The 16,666-nt window shown below is 58.7% G+C and carries 13 protein-coding genes; 7 read left to right on the forward strand and 6 right to left on the reverse strand.

Annotated elements, in window-relative coordinates; all coding sequences use genetic code 11:
* Nucleotides 1-29: 29 nt before the first annotated feature.
* From ACK3EW_RS09365 to ACK3EW_RS09395, 7 genes are all read left to right on the forward strand, one after another.
* Nucleotides 30-461: a hypothetical protein gene (locus tag ACK3EW_RS09365; protein WP_493809351.1), complete on the forward strand. Its 432-nt coding sequence runs from the start codon at nucleotides 30-32 to the stop codon at nucleotides 459-461.
* Between the two features lie 83 nt (nucleotides 462-544).
* Nucleotides 545-976, forward strand: a complete 432-nt coding sequence (locus ACK3EW_RS09370) for a hypothetical protein (protein WP_493809352.1) — start codon at nucleotides 545-547, stop codon at nucleotides 974-976.
* An 88-nt stretch (nucleotides 977-1,064) separates the two neighbouring features.
* On the forward strand, nucleotides 1,065-2,192 hold the full coding sequence (locus ACK3EW_RS09375; protein WP_493809353.1) for a carboxylate-amine ligase: 1,128 nt from the start codon (nucleotides 1,065-1,067) through the stop codon (nucleotides 2,190-2,192).
* Between the two features lie 76 nt (nucleotides 2,193-2,268).
* Complete coding sequence (locus ACK3EW_RS09380; RefSeq protein ID WP_493809354.1) at nucleotides 2,269-3,408, forward strand: acyl-CoA dehydrogenase family protein; 1,140 nt, start codon at nucleotides 2,269-2,271, stop codon at nucleotides 3,406-3,408.
* 104 nt (nucleotides 3,409-3,512) lie between these two features.
* On the forward strand, nucleotides 3,513-4,562 hold the full coding sequence (locus ACK3EW_RS09385; RefSeq protein ID WP_493809355.1) for an enoyl-CoA hydratase/isomerase family protein: 1,050 nt from the start codon (nucleotides 3,513-3,515) through the stop codon (nucleotides 4,560-4,562).
* Complete coding sequence (mmsB, locus tag ACK3EW_RS09390; protein ID WP_493809356.1) at nucleotides 4,559-5,431, forward strand: 3-hydroxyisobutyrate dehydrogenase; 873 nt, start codon at nucleotides 4,559-4,561, stop codon at nucleotides 5,429-5,431. The genes ACK3EW_RS09385 and mmsB overlap by 4 nt, the downstream gene beginning before the upstream one ends.
* A gap of 134 nt (nucleotides 5,432-5,565) precedes the next feature.
* Entirely contained in the window at nucleotides 5,566-7,140 is a 1,575-nt protein-coding gene (locus ACK3EW_RS09395; protein WP_493809357.1) for a Hint domain-containing protein, read from the forward strand.
* 3 nt (nucleotides 7,141-7,143) lie between these two features.
* Here the strand turns inward: ACK3EW_RS09395 and uvrA are convergent, their stop codons facing one another.
* From uvrA to ACK3EW_RS09425, 6 genes are all read right to left on the reverse strand, one after another.
* Nucleotides 7,144-10,008, reverse strand: coding sequence for an excinuclease ABC subunit UvrA (gene uvrA / locus ACK3EW_RS09400; protein WP_493809358.1), 2,865 nt, complete (start codon nucleotides 10,006-10,008; stop codon nucleotides 7,144-7,146).
* Nucleotides 10,009-10,170: 162 nt separating this feature from the next.
* Nucleotides 10,171-11,259, reverse strand: a complete 1,089-nt coding sequence (locus tag ACK3EW_RS09405) for an ABC transporter ATP-binding protein (protein ID WP_493809359.1) — start codon at nucleotides 11,257-11,259, stop codon at nucleotides 10,171-10,173.
* Between the two features lie 27 nt (nucleotides 11,260-11,286).
* Nucleotides 11,287-12,945: a beta-galactosidase BglA gene (gene bglA / locus ACK3EW_RS09410; protein ID WP_493809360.1), complete on the reverse strand. Its 1,659-nt coding sequence runs from the start codon at nucleotides 12,943-12,945 to the stop codon at nucleotides 11,287-11,289.
* A 72-nt stretch (nucleotides 12,946-13,017) separates the two neighbouring features.
* Nucleotides 13,018-14,175: a carbohydrate ABC transporter permease gene (locus ACK3EW_RS09415; RefSeq protein WP_493809361.1), complete on the reverse strand. Its 1,158-nt coding sequence runs from the start codon at nucleotides 14,173-14,175 to the stop codon at nucleotides 13,018-13,020.
* Nucleotides 14,175-15,194 carry a carbohydrate ABC transporter permease gene (locus ACK3EW_RS09420; protein ID WP_493809362.1) on the reverse strand — a complete coding sequence of 340 codons (1,020 nt, stop codon included), beginning with the start codon at nucleotides 15,192-15,194 and terminating at the stop codon, nucleotides 14,175-14,177. The genes ACK3EW_RS09415 and ACK3EW_RS09420 overlap by 1 nt, the downstream gene beginning before the upstream one ends.
* 133 nt (nucleotides 15,195-15,327) lie before the next feature.
* The gene (locus tag ACK3EW_RS09425) at nucleotides 15,328-16,596 is read right to left on the reverse strand and encodes an ABC transporter substrate-binding protein (RefSeq protein WP_493809363.1); all 1,269 of its coding nucleotides are present in this window, start codon (nucleotides 16,594-16,596) and stop codon (nucleotides 15,328-15,330) included.
* Between the last annotated feature and the right edge of the window lie 70 nt (nucleotides 16,597-16,666).

The raw sequence follows: 16,666 nt of genomic DNA on the forward strand, positions 1-16,666 counted from the left end.
GCAATCCGCCCTTTTTTGTTCGAGGTTCCGTGCCTGTCTCCGTTCAGATCATTGCCACGCATAACCTCGTGTATGTCCGCTACAGTGGCGCCATGTTGGTCAACGAGACGGCGGAGGCGCTGACCGAGTTTGCCAAGCACCCCCTTGCAGGACCGGGTCTACGGCATCTGGTCGATCTTACACGCCTGACTGATATCGATCGTGACTACGCCAAATTCATGGAGATACAGGCCAAGAAGGTCGAAACGATGGCTGGGCACGGAATAGAGACCTTTATGGTCTATTACGCGACAACACCCATCGGCCTGCAGGCTGCCAATCTTGGCAAAAATGGCTGGACGCCGGAAAGTGGTGTCGTGGCCATTGTTCTGGAGGACGAGGAGCACGCCCTGCAAGCACTGGGGCTGCCCTATGACAGCATTGCGGCCATGCTCGACAGGGTCGACGTACAAAGCGTGTGATGCGTGGAGCCGCTATTGCATTGCGTTCGCGGGCTTTTTCCGAAATTGTCGCCGGGTTGATGCCCCTTTGTCATTGAACCCCCATGCCCGCCAGTTTCCAGATCCTGCCCCAGCACAATCTTGTCTATGTCCGCTACAGCGGGTTGATGCTGGTTGAGGACAGCCTCAAGGCCTTTGGCGCCTATGCGCAACACCCCGACGCGCGGCCCGGCCAACGCCATCTGATCGACCTGAGTCGGATCACCGACATGGAACGGGATTTCGCGAGAATCATGCAATTGCAGGCCACCAAGGGCGCGGATTTGGCAATGCGCGAGGTCGACACCCTGATGGTCTATTTCGCAAATACGGCCGTGTCGCTCAAGGCGGCGGCACTGGCCAAGAACGGCTGGTCTGCGAGCCCAGGTGTGATTGCCATCGTGCAGGACACTGAAGAGACTGCGCTTGCCGCATTGGGATTGGCGGCGGCATCCTTTGATGCGCTTCTGGAAGAGGCGCTACGCCGGACACCCTGAGCGCGTGCGTCCAGAATGACGCAGTAACAGGTTTTGCATTTCTGACCACGAGCGGTCATTTTGGCATGACACAATCGGGAGGTGTGCCATGCAGGAACCCGCATTCAGCATCGGGATCGAAGAGGAATACCTGCTGGTCGATCTCGACAGCATGGCTTTGGCCCAAGCGCCTGAAGGGCTGATGGAAGCCTGTGCGGCAGAGCTGGAAAGCCAAGTCAGCCCGGAATTCCTGCAATGCCAGATCGAAATCGGCACTAAGGTCTGCGCCGACATCAACGAGGCACGAGAAGACCTCAAACGTCTGCGCAGCACGGTCGCGCGCTGTGCCAAGGCCTATAACCTCGCCCCTATTGCCGCGTCGTGCCACCCGTTCGGAGACTGGAAGCACCAGCACCATACCAACAAAGACCGGTACAACGCGCTTCAGGATGCGTTGGGGGGTGTGGTGCGGCGGATGCTGATCTGCGGGATGCATGTCCATGTGGGGCTGGACGATGACGCATTGCGGGCGGACCTGATGGGGCAGATGGCCTATTTCCTGCCGCACCTGCTTGCGATGTCCACCTCTTCGCCATTCTGGCAGGGGCAGGATACTGGGCTGGCCTCCTACCGGATCTCGGTGTTCGACAACCTGCCCCGCACCGGACTGCCGCCGACCTTTGACAATTGGTCGGAATATGAACGGTCGGTTCAGGTCTTGGTCGATCTGGGCGTGATCGAAGACAGCTCGAAAATCTGGTGGGATTTGCGCCCGTCGCACAGCTTTCCCACGCTTGAGACGCGCATCATGGATGTGCAGCCCCGGCTTGAGGACACTCTGACGCTGGCCGCCATCAACCAGTGCCTGATGCGGATGCTGTGGCGGTTGCGGGTGCGCAACCAGCGTTGGCGGCGGTATGATCCGTTCTTGATCAGCGAAAACCGCTGGCGCGCGCAGCGCTATGGGGTGAGCGACGGGCTGATCGACTTTGGCCGGGGTGAAATCGTGCCGATGGCTGAATTGACCGAGGAATTGATTGCACTGGTCGAAGAAGATGCAGGCATTTTAAGGTGTTACCGAGAGTTGGAGCACAGCCGCGAGATTGTCGCGAATGGCAACGCGACCACCCGCCAACGTGCGGTCGCGGCCGAGGCCAAGGCCGCAGGCAAAGACGGTGATGGGCAGATGCAAGCAGTTGTCAGCCATTTGGTCGAGGCGTTCCACGACGGGCTTTGACCTCTTGCAAAAGTCCTGAAACAGTTGGCAATTAAACAAACGTTCAATTCTCGCAGCCAAGGGGAGGAGCAGCGCGATGGATTTTGCCCTCACAGAAGAACAGACCGCCATTTTCGACATGGCTTACGCCTTTGGGCAGGAGCACATCGCGCCCCATGCCCGCGACTGGGAAGCGCAAGGTACGATCCCGAAAGAGCTTTGGCCGCAACTCGGAGAACTGGGGTTCGCCGGTTTGTACGTGTCCGAAGACAGCGGTGGCTCTGGTCTGAGCCGATTGGACGCCACCTTGGTGTTCGAGGCGCTGTCGATGGCCTGCCCGTCGGTCGCAGCCTTTCTGTCGATCCACAACATGTGCGCCAAGATGATCGACAGCTTTGCCGATGAAGCCATGAAGGCGCGTGTTCTGCCCAAAGCCATGACGATGGAAACAGTGCTCAGCTATTGCCTCACTGAGCCGGGCAGCGGGTCAGACGCGGCGGCGTTGAAAACACGGGCCGAGCGGTCCAACGAAGGTTACACGCTCAATGGCACCAAGGCCTTCATCTCGGGCGGCGGCTATTCCGACCTTTACGTCGCTATGGTGCGCACGGGCGAGGACGGACCCAAGGGCGTGTCTGCGGTGCTGATCGAAGACGGCACACCAGGGCTGAGCTTTGGTGGGTTGGAAGACAAGATGGGCTGGCGGTCGCAACCCACACGGCAGGTCCAGTTCGACGATTGCAAGATCCCGGCGAACAACCTGCTGGGCGAGGAAGGCCAAGGCTTCAAATACGCGATGGGTGGTCTCGATGGCGGGCGGCTCAACATTGCCGCGTGCTCATTGGGGGCGGCACAAACCGGTCTGACCTCGACCCTCGCTTACATGGCTGAACGCAAAGCCTTCGGGAAATCCATCGACCAGTTTCAGGCGCTTCAGTTTCGGCTGGCGGATATGGAAATCGAATTGCAGGCCGCACGAACCTTCCTGCGGCAGGCAGCATGGAAGCTCGACACCGGTGCGCCGGATGCTACCAAGTTCTGCGCAATGGCCAAGAAATTCGTCACCGAAGCAGGCAGCAAGGTGGTCGACCAGTGTCTGCAATTGCATGGCGGCTATGGCTACCTTGCCGATTACGGGATCGAGAAGCTGGTCCGCGATTTGCGGGTGCACCAGATCCTCGAAGGCACCAACGAAATCATGCGCCTGATCGTTGCACGGCAAATGTTGGCGCGCTGACCCTCCGGCTTCTTTGGGCTTGAAATACCTCGGGGGAGTCCGCCAGCGGCGGACGGGGGCAGCGCCCCCCTCGCCCCTCACCAGACACGCGAAAGCAGACCGATATGACCGACATCGACATTCGCAAAGACGGCCATGCCGGCCGCATCACGTTGAACCGACCCAAGGCGTTGAACGCTCTGACCTACGAGATGTGTCTGGCCATCGAAAACGCGCTTTGGAACTGGCGTGAGGATCCGACGATCAAATTGGTGTTGATCGACGCGATGGGCGAAAAGGCGTTCTGCGCCGGCGGAGACATTGCAGACATGTATGCCAGCGGCACAGCAGGCGATTATGCCTATGGCCAGCGGTTTTGGCGCGACGAGTACCGGATGAATGCGCTTTTGTCTGAATATCCCAAGCCGGTCGTCAGTTTCCTGCAAGGCTTCACCATGGGTGGAGGCGTCGGTGTGGGCTGTCATGGATCGCACCGCGTCGTCGGAGACAGCAGCCGCATCGCCATGCCGGAATGCGGCATTGGCCTTATTCCGGACGTTGGCGGGTCATACCTTCTGGCGCGCGCCCCTGGGCAAGTTGGCGCTTATCTTGGGCTGACCGCCGATCGTATGGGACCGGGCGACGCGATCTTTGTCGGGTTTGCCGATCTTTATGTGCCAGAGAGCGCATGGGGCAGCATCAAGGTGGCACTTTGTTCACAGGGCAATGTCGCATCGCTGACCAAGGCGGCGCAGCCCGCACCGGAGGCCGCCTTGATCGAACACCGCGCGCAGATCGACCATCTGTTTGCCTCAGAAACCCTTGCCGATCTCGTAGCAAAACTTCAGTCAGACCCGGGCGATTTTGCGCAGCAAGCTTTGGCCAAGCTGTCGCGCAATGCGCCGCTTTCGATGGCCTTTACGCTGGAGATGCTGAAACAGCTGCGCTCCGGACCGCTGGATATCCGCCGGGCGCTGGAGCTAGAGTATCGTTTTACGTCGCGCGCGATGGAGCATGGCGATTTTATCGAAGGCATCCGCGCGGCGATCATCGATAAAGACAAATCCCCGAAATGGTCACATGATCTGACCGGGGTGCCCGAGGCGGATGTGGCCGCGATGCTGCAGCCGGTGGCAGGCGAAAACGTGACATTCGAACGGAGGAGCGAGGCATGAAGATCGGGTTTATCGGATTGGGCAATATGGGTGCGCCGATGGCGGCGAACCTGGCGAAGGCCGGGCATGATGTGACCGGATACGACATGGCGACCGTGACAGTGGACGGGGTGTCGAACGCGCGAACCGCCAACGAAGCCGCAGAGGGCGCGGATGTGGTGATCACCATGCTGCCCAATGGTGACATCCTGCGCGCGGTGGCGGCGCAGGTCATTCCCGTGATGCGCAAAGGGGCCGTGCTTCTGGATTGTTCGACCGTGGATGTGGAGAGCGCACGCGCTGTGGCGTCCGATGCCGAAACGGCTGGATTGCTGCCGTTGGATGCACCGGTGTCCGGCGGGATCGGAGGTGCGGCGGCCGGAACGCTGACCTTCATGGTCGGTGGATCGGACGAAGCGTACACCACCGCCCTGCCCCTGTTTGAGACAATGGGGCAAAAATCAGTCCATTGTGGACCCTCGGGCAACGGTCAGGCGGCTAAGATCTGCAACAACATGATCCTTGGCGTGACCATGATCGCCACCTGCGAAGCCTTTGCGCTTGCCGACAAGTTGGGCCTAGATCGGCAGGCGATGTTCGACGTCGTTAGCACCTCGTCGGGATACAGCTGGTCAATGAATGCTTATTGCCCAGCACCTGGGATTGGCCCCAAGAGCCCGGCAGATAACGATTATATCCCAGGTTTTGCCGCGGAATTGATGCTCAAGGACCTGAGGTTGAGCCAACAGGCGGCCGATGCGTCTGACGCCGATACGCCGCTGGGTCAGCAAGCGACAGAACTCTATCGCCGCTTTGTAGAGGACGAAGACGGCGCCGGCCGGGACTTTTCCGCGATGCTGCCCCGTTTCGAAAAACGTGGGCGCGGATAGCTGCCACAATTATCCAAAGATAGCGATCAATACCAAAAGAAATGTCTAAAAGTTAACTAGATTGCTACAAAAGATCGCCGCCTTGCCGGGGCAAAACCGTCTGAACAACACGGTTAAAGGCAAGGCGGCACAACATGCCCATCGCGCAGGAACTTCCGATCAACATCAATGCCACGGCATTGCAAATGGCCAATGCCATTTTCGGCTCTGGCGTCACGGTCAGCAGCGCATCTTATTCCGGTGATTTCCGGTCTTCGGGCATCTACACGAACGGCGACACGATCTCTCCCGGTGTGGTGCCCGGAGATTCCGGTGTCATCATGTCAACCGGTTTCGTTGCTGATTTCACCAACAATTCCGGCACATTAAACACCAATATCAGCGGATCGACCGGCACCAACAGTTCGGGCATCAACCGTGATCCAGACTTTGATGCACTGGCTGGCCGCAATACCTTTGACGCTGCCTTTCTTGAAGTGGTGTTTACCCCTGCCGGTGATTTTATCACCGTTGATTTCGTCATCGCCTCGGATGAATATCCGGAATTCGTGAACTCGGCCTTCCTCGACACCGTGGGTGTCTGGGTCAATGGCGTCGAAGCCACAGTTTCGATTGGCAACGGTCAGGCGTCGATTGGCAACATCAACAGTGCGACGACCCCGAACCTCTACAAGGACAACACGCTCGACCAGTTCAACACCGAAATGGACGGTCTGACGGTCACGTTGACCTTCATTGCACCGGTGAACCCCGGCGTGCCGAACACCATCAAACTGGGTGTGGCCGATACATCGGACCCAAACTACGACACGAACTTCCTGATTGCCGGTGGGTCGATCCAATCGTCCATCATCGCCCAAGATGACAGTGCCAATATCGGTCTGAACAGCTCGAAAACCATCAGCGTTATGGACAATGACAGCACCACGGCGGGTACGCTCACGGTAACTCATATCAACGGCGTAGCCGTGGGCCCGGGTGGATCTGTCACGCTGACGTCCGGTCAAACGGTAACCCTCAATGCTGACGGCACGCTGACCGTGCTGTCCGATGGCGATGTGGAAACCGCCTACTTTACCTACACGATCAACAACGGCGTCGGTCAGGAAGACACTGGCATCGTTCAGATCAACCAGCTTCCGTGTTTTGTGGCGGATACATTAATCGACACTCCGACCGGCCCGGTGCCGGTGCAGGATCTGCGCCCCGGTGATCTGGTTCTGACGCTGGACAATGGGGCGCAACCACTGCGTTGGATCGGCGCGCGCGAGATCGAGGCGCGGGATAATTTCGCACCGATCCGCATTTGCGCGGGCAGCTACGGTGCCGAGGCGGATGTGCTTTTGTCACCGCAGCACCGCGTTCTTATCCGCGATGTCTGGGCGGAACTGCTGTTCGGTGAATCCGAAGTGCTGGTGAAGGCCAAGGATCTGGTGAACGGCAAGACCGTGCGCCGCGAAGAAAGCGGCGAGGCCATCACCTATGTGCATCTGCTCTTCGATCAGCACAACATTGTGACGTCAAGCGGCTTGCTGTCCGAAAGCTACCTGCCCGGACCGATGATGCGCCACACCTTCCCGGAAGACTCCTGCGCCGAGATCATCACGCTTTTTCCCGAATTGGCCGACATCGATTCATCCGGGTGGGAAGCGGCGCGACCGATCCTTAAAATCTACGAAGCGCAAGCCTTGCAGGCCCGCGCTGCGTAAGTGTCATTCGGCGGCAATCGGTTTCTTGGCGCTCAGCATCGATTTGAGATAGTGCCCCGTATGCGAGGCCGCCACTTGGGCCACTTCTTCGGGGGTGCCAGTTGCCACGATCTGGCCGCCGCCATCCCCGCCTTCGGGGCCAATGTCGATTAACCAGTCGGCGGTCTTGATCACATCAAGGTTGTGTTCGATCACAATGACCGAATTTCCCTGGTCCACAAGTTCGTGCAGAACTTCAAGAAGCTTGCGTACATCCTCGAAATGTAAGCCAGTTGTTGGCTCGTCAAGGATGTAAAGCGTGCGTCCGGTTGATCGCTTGGCAAGTTCCTTCGACAGCTTCACGCGCTGCGCTTCACCACCCGAAAGCGTGGTCGCCTGCTGGCCCACCTTGATGTAACCCAGACCCACGCGCACCAGTGCGTCCATCTTTTCACGGATGCTTGGCACCGCCTTGAAGAACTCCTGCGCGTCTTCGACCGTCATATCAAGAACGTCAGCGATGCTCTTGCCTTTGAACTTGATCTCCAACGTTTCCCGGTTGTAGCGCGCGCCTTTGCAGGTTTCGCAGGTCACATAGACATCGGGCAGGAAGTGCATCTCGATCTTGATGACGCCGTCACCCTGACACGCCTCGCAGCGCCCGCCCTTGACGTTAAAGCTGAACCGCCCGGGTTTGTAGCCGCGCGCCTTGGCTTCGGGCAGACCGGCGAACCAGTCGCGGATCGGGGTGAACGCACCGGTATAGGTCGCAGGGTTTGACCGGGGTGTCCGGCCAATCGGACGCTGATCAATGTCGATCACCTTGTCCAGATGCTCCAGACCTTTGATCGTTTCGCAAGGCGCAGGCGTCTGGCGCGCGCCGTTCAGGCGCATGGACGCGGTTTTAAACAGGGTTTCAATGGTCAGCGTGGACTTGCCGCCCCCGGACACGCCGGTCACACAGACGAACTTGCCCAGCGGGAACTCGGCGGTGACGTTCTGCAGGTTGTTACCCGTGGCCTTTACCACCGTGATCGACTTGCCCTTTTTGCCCGTCCGACGTTCGGTCGGAACCGAGATTTCGCGCGCGCCGGAAAGGTATTGACCGGTCAGCGAGGCAGGATCATCCGCCACTTCTTTCGGCGTCCCCTTGGAAACCACCTGCCCGCCATGCACGCCGGCTCCGGGGCCAATGTCGAAGACGTAATCGGCTTCGCGGATCGCCTCTTCGTCATGTTCGACCACGATCACTGTATTGCCTTGATCCCGCAGGGATTTCAGCGTTCCCAGAAGGCGATCATTGTCACGCTGATGCAAACCGATGGATGGCTCGTCCAGCACGTAAAGAACGCCCGTCAGGCCGGAGCCGATCTGGGATGCCAGACGAATGCGCTGGCTTTCGCCGCCCGACAGGGTGCCAGCATTGCGGGACAGCGTCAGGTATTCAAGGCCAACATTGTTAAGGAACCCCAGCCGTTCACGGATTTCCTTGAGGATCGCCTTGGCAATCTCGTTCTTTTGGTTGGTCAGATGTTCGGGCACCGTATTACACCAGTCGAACGCTTCCTTGATCGACATCTGAACGACCTGCCCGACATGGACGCCTGCGATTTTGACCGCCAACGCCTCTTCCCGCAGGCGGTAGCCGCCGCAGGTGCCGCAGGAACGGTTGTTCTGGTAGCGCTCGAATTCTTCGCGGATCCAGTTGCTGTCGGTCTCGCGGTAGCGGCGTTCCATGTTTGGGATCACACCTTCGAAGGTGCGGGTCACTTGGTAGACGCGGCCACCTTCGTCATAGCGGAACGGGATTTCTTCATCGCCCGAGCCATAAAGGAAGACCTGCTGCACATGCGCATCAAGGTCCTTCCAGCGGGAATTCTTGTTGAATTCGTAATGTTTTGCCAGCGCTTCGATGGTTTGCAGGAAATACGGGGATTTGCCTTTGCGCCATGGGGCCAGAGCCCCATCCGCAATCTTGAGCGTGGCATCTGGCACCACAAGCCGTTCGTCAAAGAACAATTCGACCCCAAGGCCATCGCAGTCGGGGCATGCCCCAAATGGTGCGTTGAACGAAAAGAGCCGTGGTTCGATTTCCGAAATGGTAAAACCGCTGACCGGGCAGGCGAATTTTTCCGAGAACGTGTGCCGTTCTGGTTCGCCGTCGCTTGGTGCGGTTTCAAGAATTGCGATGCCATCGGCCAGATCGAGTGCGGTGCGGAAACTGTCCGCAAGGCGCGTCTCAAGCCCCTCTTTCACAACCAGACGGTCGACAACCACGTCGATGTCATGGCGGAACTTCTTGTCGAGTGTGGGTGGTTCGTCCAGTTCGTAGAACTGCCCATCCACTTTCACACGCTGAAACCCTTGCTTGCGCAGTTCCAGAAACTCCTTGCGGTATTCGCCTTTGCGGTCGCGCACGATGGGCGCAAGAAGATAAGCTCGGGTGCCCTCCTCCATCGCCATCACGCGGTCGACCATGTCCTGCACCTGCTGCGCCTCGATGGGCAGACCCGTAGCCGGGCTGTAAGGGGTGCCGACCCGCGCGAACAGCAGGCGCATGTAGTCGTAAATCTCCGTCACCGTGCCCACGGTCGAGCGCGGGTTCTTCGATGTGGTTTTCTGTTCGATCGAGATCGCAGGACTAAGACCACTGATGTGATCGACATCCGGCTTTTCCATCATATCAAGGAATTGCCGGGCATAGGCCGACAAGGATTCCACATAGCGGCGCTGGCCCTCGGCGTAGATCGTATCGAACGCCAACGAGGATTTGCCCGACCCGGACAGCCCCGTGATCACCACAAGCTGATCGCGCGGAATATCCACGTCTATGTTTTTGAGGTTGTGCTCGCGCGCCCCGCGCACCTCGATATTCTTGAGCTCGGCCATCTTGTCCCCCGGTACGGTTGATTAACACATAGGGGATGGTCCGAGTTTCGCCAATCGAAAAAAGAGAACGAACAAGGAACACCGCGATCTGCCCACAGAAAATGCAAACGGCTCAGAACTTTGTCCGGAGCCGGTGCACATTATGCTCTGCGCGATAGACGATCAGCGGTACAGCAGCGACACCTCGTCGTGGAACACATGCACCTTGTCCGGTGAAGCGCCCAGTTTGACCGATTTGCCGCGCAGTCCGGCATGGATGCCCGGCAGTTTGCCGATCACCGCATGGGCGTCTCCTTGCTGTTCGAAATACAGCAACGTCACTTCGCCCAAGGCTTCGGTGATGTTCACCTTGCCTTCGAAGATGTAATCACCCCCAGTTTCAAGGAAATCCTCTGGGCGGACGCCGACATTGACCTTGAGGCCCATATCAGCATCGGTGGTCGGGTAATCCGACACCGCGGTGCCGCCGCCGACCATCTTGATGGTGGTTTGCGCGCCAGTGCCGACAATTTCACCCGGAAGCAGGTTCATCGACGGTGAACCGATGAACTGCGCCACAAATTCGCTGTTGGGTCGTTCATACAGCTCCAGTGGTGCCCCGACCTGCGCGATCCCCTTGTTGGCCAAAACGACAATGCGGGAGGCAAGTGTCATCGCTTCGACCTGATCATGGGTCACGTAGATCATCGTGCTTTCGGGCATCTGTTCCTTGAGTTGCGCAATCTCGATCCGGGTGGCGACACGCAGCGCCGCATCGAGGTTCGAGAGCGGTTCATCGAACAGATAGACTTTGGGATCGCGGACAATTGACCGACCAATCGCGACACGCTGACGCTGACCACCAGACAGGGCCTTGGGCAGACGGTCGAGATACGGATCGAGTTGCAGCATCTTGGCGGCGCGATTCACCGCCTCGTCAATCTCGGCCTGCGGTTTCTTGGCGATCTTGAGCGCGAACTGCATGTTCTCGCGCACGGTCATGTGCGGATACAGTGCGTAGGATTGGAACACCATGGCAATGCCGCGCATCGCGGGCGGCATATCGTTGACCACCTGCCCGTCGATTTCCAGCGTGCCGCCGGTGATCTTTTCCAACCCGGCGATCATCCGCAGCAGCGTGGACTTGCCACAGCCGGAGGGGCCTACAAAGACGATCAGCTCGCCCTGCTGGATATCGAGGTTGATATTGTTGAGCACGTTGACCGCGCCCGCATAGGTCTTTTCGACATCCGTCAGCTTTAAATTGGCCATGACTGTCCCTCCCTAATCCTGTCTCTCTCAGGAATTCATTTTCAGCGCGAGGCATGGTTGCCACGGGCCAAGATGCAATTTGCCATCGGCTTGCGGTCCGGCGCTCCCCAGTTCCAGACCGATCTGCGCCCAGTTGCCCGATGGCATGTCCATCGTCGCGGGCTGGTCGCTTAGGTTGAAGGCACAGAAAATCGTCGAGCCTTCATGACTGCGTGTGAAATGCACGATGGTGTCGGTATTTTTCACGCCGTCGTGGTCACCCTTGGCCAATGCGGGCTGTGCATGGCGGAACGCGATGGCACGGCGATAGTGGTGCAGGATTGCAGCAGGGTCGTCTTCTTGGTGCGACACGGTGCGGTTCAGGTGTTCGTGACTGACTGGCAGCCACGGCTGGCCCGAGGTGAACCCGCCATTCTGGTTCGAAGGTTCCCACACCATCGGCGTGCGGCAACCATCGCGACCCTTGTATTCCGGCCAGAACTGGATGCCGTAGGGGTCTTGCAGGTCTTCAAACCCAACCTCGGCTTCCGGCAGGCCCAGTTCTTCGCCTTGGTAAATGCACACCGATCCGCGCAGGCACATCATCAGCGTCGCAAACAGGCGCTGCGCCGCAGGTGACAGGTTCCAGCGCGACGCATGGCGTGTCACGTCGTGGTTCGAAAACGCCCAGCAGGCCCAGCCGTCTGAGGCCACTTCGTCCACATGGCCCAGCACCTCGACAAAGCGGTCGGCGGTGGGTTCGACACCCGACAGGAATTCGAACGCGTAGCACATGTGCACACGGTTCTCGCCACGGGTGTATTCGCCCATGATCTCAAGCCCGCGCTGTGCATCGCCGACCTCGCCCACTGACGTGGTGCCGTTGTATTCGTCCAGCAGCGCGCGGAACCGCTCAAGAAAGGCCAGGTTTTCGGGCTGGTTCTTGGAATAAAGGTGTTCCTGATGGTTATAGGGGTTCACCGACGGCGCGATATTGGCGTTTCGCATTTCCTTGGGCAGCGCCGGGTTGCTGCGCAGTTCCTTGTCGTGAAAATAGAAGTTGATCGTATCAAGGCGGAAGCCGTCAACGCCGCGATCCAGCCAGAACCGAGTCACATCCAGAAGCGCCTGTTGCACATCCGGGTTGTGAAAGTTCAGATCCGGCTGCGAGGTCAGGAAGTTGTGTAGGTAATACTGTTCGCGCCGCGCGTCCCACTGCCAAGCTGAGCCGCCAAAGATCGACAGCCAGTTGTTGGGCGGTGTGCCGTCGTCCTTGGGATCAGACCAGACATACCAATCCGCCTTGTCGTTGTCGCGGCTGGACCGGCTCAGCTGGAACCACGGGTGCTGATCCGAGGTGTGCGACAGCACGAGGTCGATCATCACGCGGATGCCAAGGCGGTGGGCGGTCTGTACCAACACATCGAAATCAGCCAGTGACCCGAACATCGGATCGACATCGCAATAATCGCTGACATCGTAGCCGAAATCCTTCATCGGCGAGGTGAAGAAAGGGCTGATCCAGATCGCATCCACGCCAAGTGACGCCACATAGGGCAGCCGGTGCGCGATCCCCAAAAGGTCGCCAACGCCATCTCCGTTGCTGTCCTGAAAGCTGCGCGGATAGATCTGGTAGATCACCGCCCCGCGCCACCAGTCGTTGTCTACAGCGGGGTTTTCTGCGGCCAGAGTGTTTGCCACGTTCATCGTCCTGTTTTCTTTGCATCCGCACCTGCAGATGCTGTGTGAGAGTTGGCCCCGCCGTTCAGGCGGGACGCGTTACTTTACCGAACCGGCCAGAAGGCCGCGCACGAGGTATTTTTGCATCGCGAAGAACACCAGAAGTGGCACCGCGATGGACACGAAGGCCGCAGTGGCAAGGATTTCCCAATTGCCGCCACGTGTGCCCAAAAGTTCGACGATTTGGTTCGTCATGACCGTGGTCTGCCCGGTCGCGTCGATCAGGAACACCTTGGCCACCAGAAGATCATTCCACGTCCACAGGAACTGGAAGATCGCAAAGCTGGCCAGTGCCGGGAAGGAAAGCGGCAGGATGATCTTGGTGAAGATCTGGAATTCGGTCGCGCCGTCCACGCGGGCATTTTCGATGATGTCCCGTGGTAGGCCAACCATGTAATTGCGTAAGAGGTAGATCGCCAAGGGTAACCCGAAGCCTGTGTGGGCCAGCCAAGTGCCCAGATACCCCTTTCCGATGCCAATCCCCAGATGCAGCTTCAGCAGCGGGATCAGCGCCAATTGCAGCGGCACCACCAATAGACCCACGATGATGGCAATCAAAAGCGCCCTGCCCGCGAAATCCATCCATGCCAGCGCATAGGCCGCAAAGGCCGCGACCACGATGGGAATGATCGTTGCGGGGATCGTCACGGTCAGTGTGTTGAAGAACGCCTTGGCCATGCTATCTGTCGCATTACCCGAGAAAAGAACCTGTTGGTAATTCTCAAGCGTGAAATCCGGCGGCAGTTCGGCGGTCACAAAGATCCGCTGACCGCGGCTGCCTTCCATCTCAACCGGGCTTTCCAAGCGGTATTCGCCATTTGCCTGCACGGTTATGCTTTCGCCATCACGCAGTTCAGCAGTGTCGCCGGGGGCATAGGCGCCGATATCGCGCGAAGAGGTTCCCCATGCGGACATGTCGATGTCTTCCGACAGGTCTTCGCCGGTGAAAAGGTTGCCTTCGATGACGTAGACCCCATCGACCAGCGTCTGTGTGTCAGGATCGGCGGTGCGCAGCGTCAGGCTTTGTTCCGTGGGGAACAGAGCCTTCCACCAGCCCGAAGTTGCGATCTGGTCCGCCGTCCGGAAGGACGACACAAAAAGACCAACTGTCGGGAAAAGCCAGAGCGCCACGAGCGCTGCGACCGAGATGTGAACCGCCCATGTCAGGGAGGATTTCGTTCCAGCGATATTGTCCATCAGCGCATCTCCTTGCGCGCGTTGCGCACGTTCCAATAGAGGATCGGTGTCACCAGCAGCATGATCACCATCGCACTGGCCGAGCCAACGCCCCAATCCCGGGCCACGAACAATTGGTTGAACATGTAATTGGCCAGAACCTGCGTGCCCCATTGGCCGTTGGTCATGGCGAACACGATGTCAAAGACCTTGAGAACCACCAGCGTGATCGTCGTCCAGACCACCACGATGGTGCCCGCGATCTGCGGCATCTTGATCTTGAAGAAAATCTGGAACGGGTTGGCACCATCCACAATGGCAGCCTCGATGGTTTCCTCGGGAATGCCGCGCAGGGCGGCGGACAGGATCACCATGGCAAAGCCGGTCTGGATCCAGATCAGCACGATCATCAGCAGAAAGCTGTTCCAGAACGGTGTTGTCAGCCATTGTTGCGGGTCATTGCCCGTAAACCAGACATAGACCGCGTTCAGAACGCCGATCTGTTCGGTGCCGGGCGGGCGCGCGTCATAGACCAGTTTCCAGATCACCGCAGCGCCCACGAATGAAATCGCCATCGGCATAAAGATCAGCGACTTGGCGATATTGCCCCAACGGATGCGGTCGGTCAGTTGTGCAGCCAGCAAGCCGAACGCGGTCGACATGGCAGGCACAATGATGAGCCAGAACATGTTGTTGACCAGCGCTTCCCAGAATTTCGGATCAGCCGACATTTGCGCATAATTCGCAAAGCCGACGAAGTTATAGACCGTGGTGCCGTCAGACAATGTCTCGCGTTCGGTCAGCGACAGGCGGATCGTCTCGACCACCGGATAGGCCAGGTACAATCCCAACGCGAGAAGCGCTGGAAGCAGGAACAGCCACGGGCGCACAAGATTGGCGCGGTTGATGTTCTTGCCTGCGTTCGGGCCTTTGGCGGGAAACACCACCTTGTCCAGAATTTGGTTGGAAAAGTAGAAATAACTCAGACAGCCGCCGACGCCGATGGCGATGGTCAACAGACCTTGAATTGCGGGATTCATCTGTCCCTCCCAAAAATGTTTGCTGATCCAGTGTGTGCCACTGGCGGTCCCTTAAAACGGGTCTTGGCCTTGCAGCTTTGTGGGTATGGACTGCGCGATCACCCGCGCAGTCCTGCATTTTTGCAAAACAGCCTTACTTCAGAGCGTCCCAGCTTGACTGGATTTCGCTGGCAACTGCGCTTGCGTCCTTGCCGCCGGCATAGTCAACCATACCGGTCCAGAACGTGCCTGCACCCACGCCGCCCGGCATAAGGTCGGACGCGTCAAACCGGAACGTGGTGGCGTCCAGCAGGATCTGGTTCATGTTCGCCGCCGCCTCGGTCGAGAACTTCGACAGGTCCACACCTTTGTGCGGTGTCAGGAAGCCGCCATTGGCCATCCAGATCTCGTGCGCCACAGGCGTCTGGAGGTACTCAATCAGGTCATGTGCTGCCTGATTTTCGTTTGTGATCGCCCAAAGCGTGCCTGCACCCAAAACCGGCGCGCCAAGGTCTTTGCCTTCATAGGCCGGGAAGTAGAAGAAATCCGCGTCCGCGCCGATTTCCGTACCTTCCGGGAAGAACGCGGGGATGAACGACGCCTGACGATGCATGTAGCACTGCGGAGGCGCTGCAAAGAGGCCCTTGGGGCTGTCGCGGAAGTCAGTTGAGGCCACGGCCCCGGCCCCACCAGCAACATAATCGTCGTTGCGGGCAAATGCGCCAAACTCTTCGATTGCCGCAACGACGCGTTCGTCGTCGAACGGGATTTCGTTGGACACCCACTGATCATAAACGGCAGGCGGCTGTGTGCGCAGCATCATGTCCTCGACCCAGTCGGTCGCAGGCCAGCCCGTTGCACCACCGGAACCCAGACCGATGCACCACGGCGTTTCACCATCCGCCACGATCTGATCCGTCAGTGCCTTGAGCTCTTCCATCGTGGTCGGGATTTCATAACCCGCATCCTCGAAATTCTCGGGCGAATACCAAACCAGCGACTTCACATCGACCTTGTAGAAAAAGCCGTAGAGATCTTCTGCGCCATCAGGGCCGGCATATGTGCCCAGATCGACCCACGACTGACCGGCGGCATAATTGTCGCGCACCCAATCGGCGGTGCCATCCTTGAGCGGTGTCAGAAAGCCGCGCGCGGCCATGTCAGAGGCCAAGCCCGGCTGCGGGAATACCGCGACATTCGGTGCAGAGCCCGCTTCGGCGTCAACGACAATTTGCTGTTCAAAGCTGTCGGAGCCGACATAGCTGACATTGTGGCCGGACTTTTCGGCAAAGTCGGACAGGACCGCTTCGACCAATTCCTGATCCGGGCCAAGCCACGGTCCGAACACGGTGACATCTTCGGCAAACGCGGCGCTGGAGCACAGCGCGGCAATCGCCACACTCGATGTGAGCGTCTTTTTCATGAGTAACCTCCCAAGTTGCGCATGTTAGCGCCTAACTTATCCCCCGCTCCGGAATCACTCCAAAGCGCTT

Source organism: Marivita sp. NO-S04, assembly GCF_059070475.1.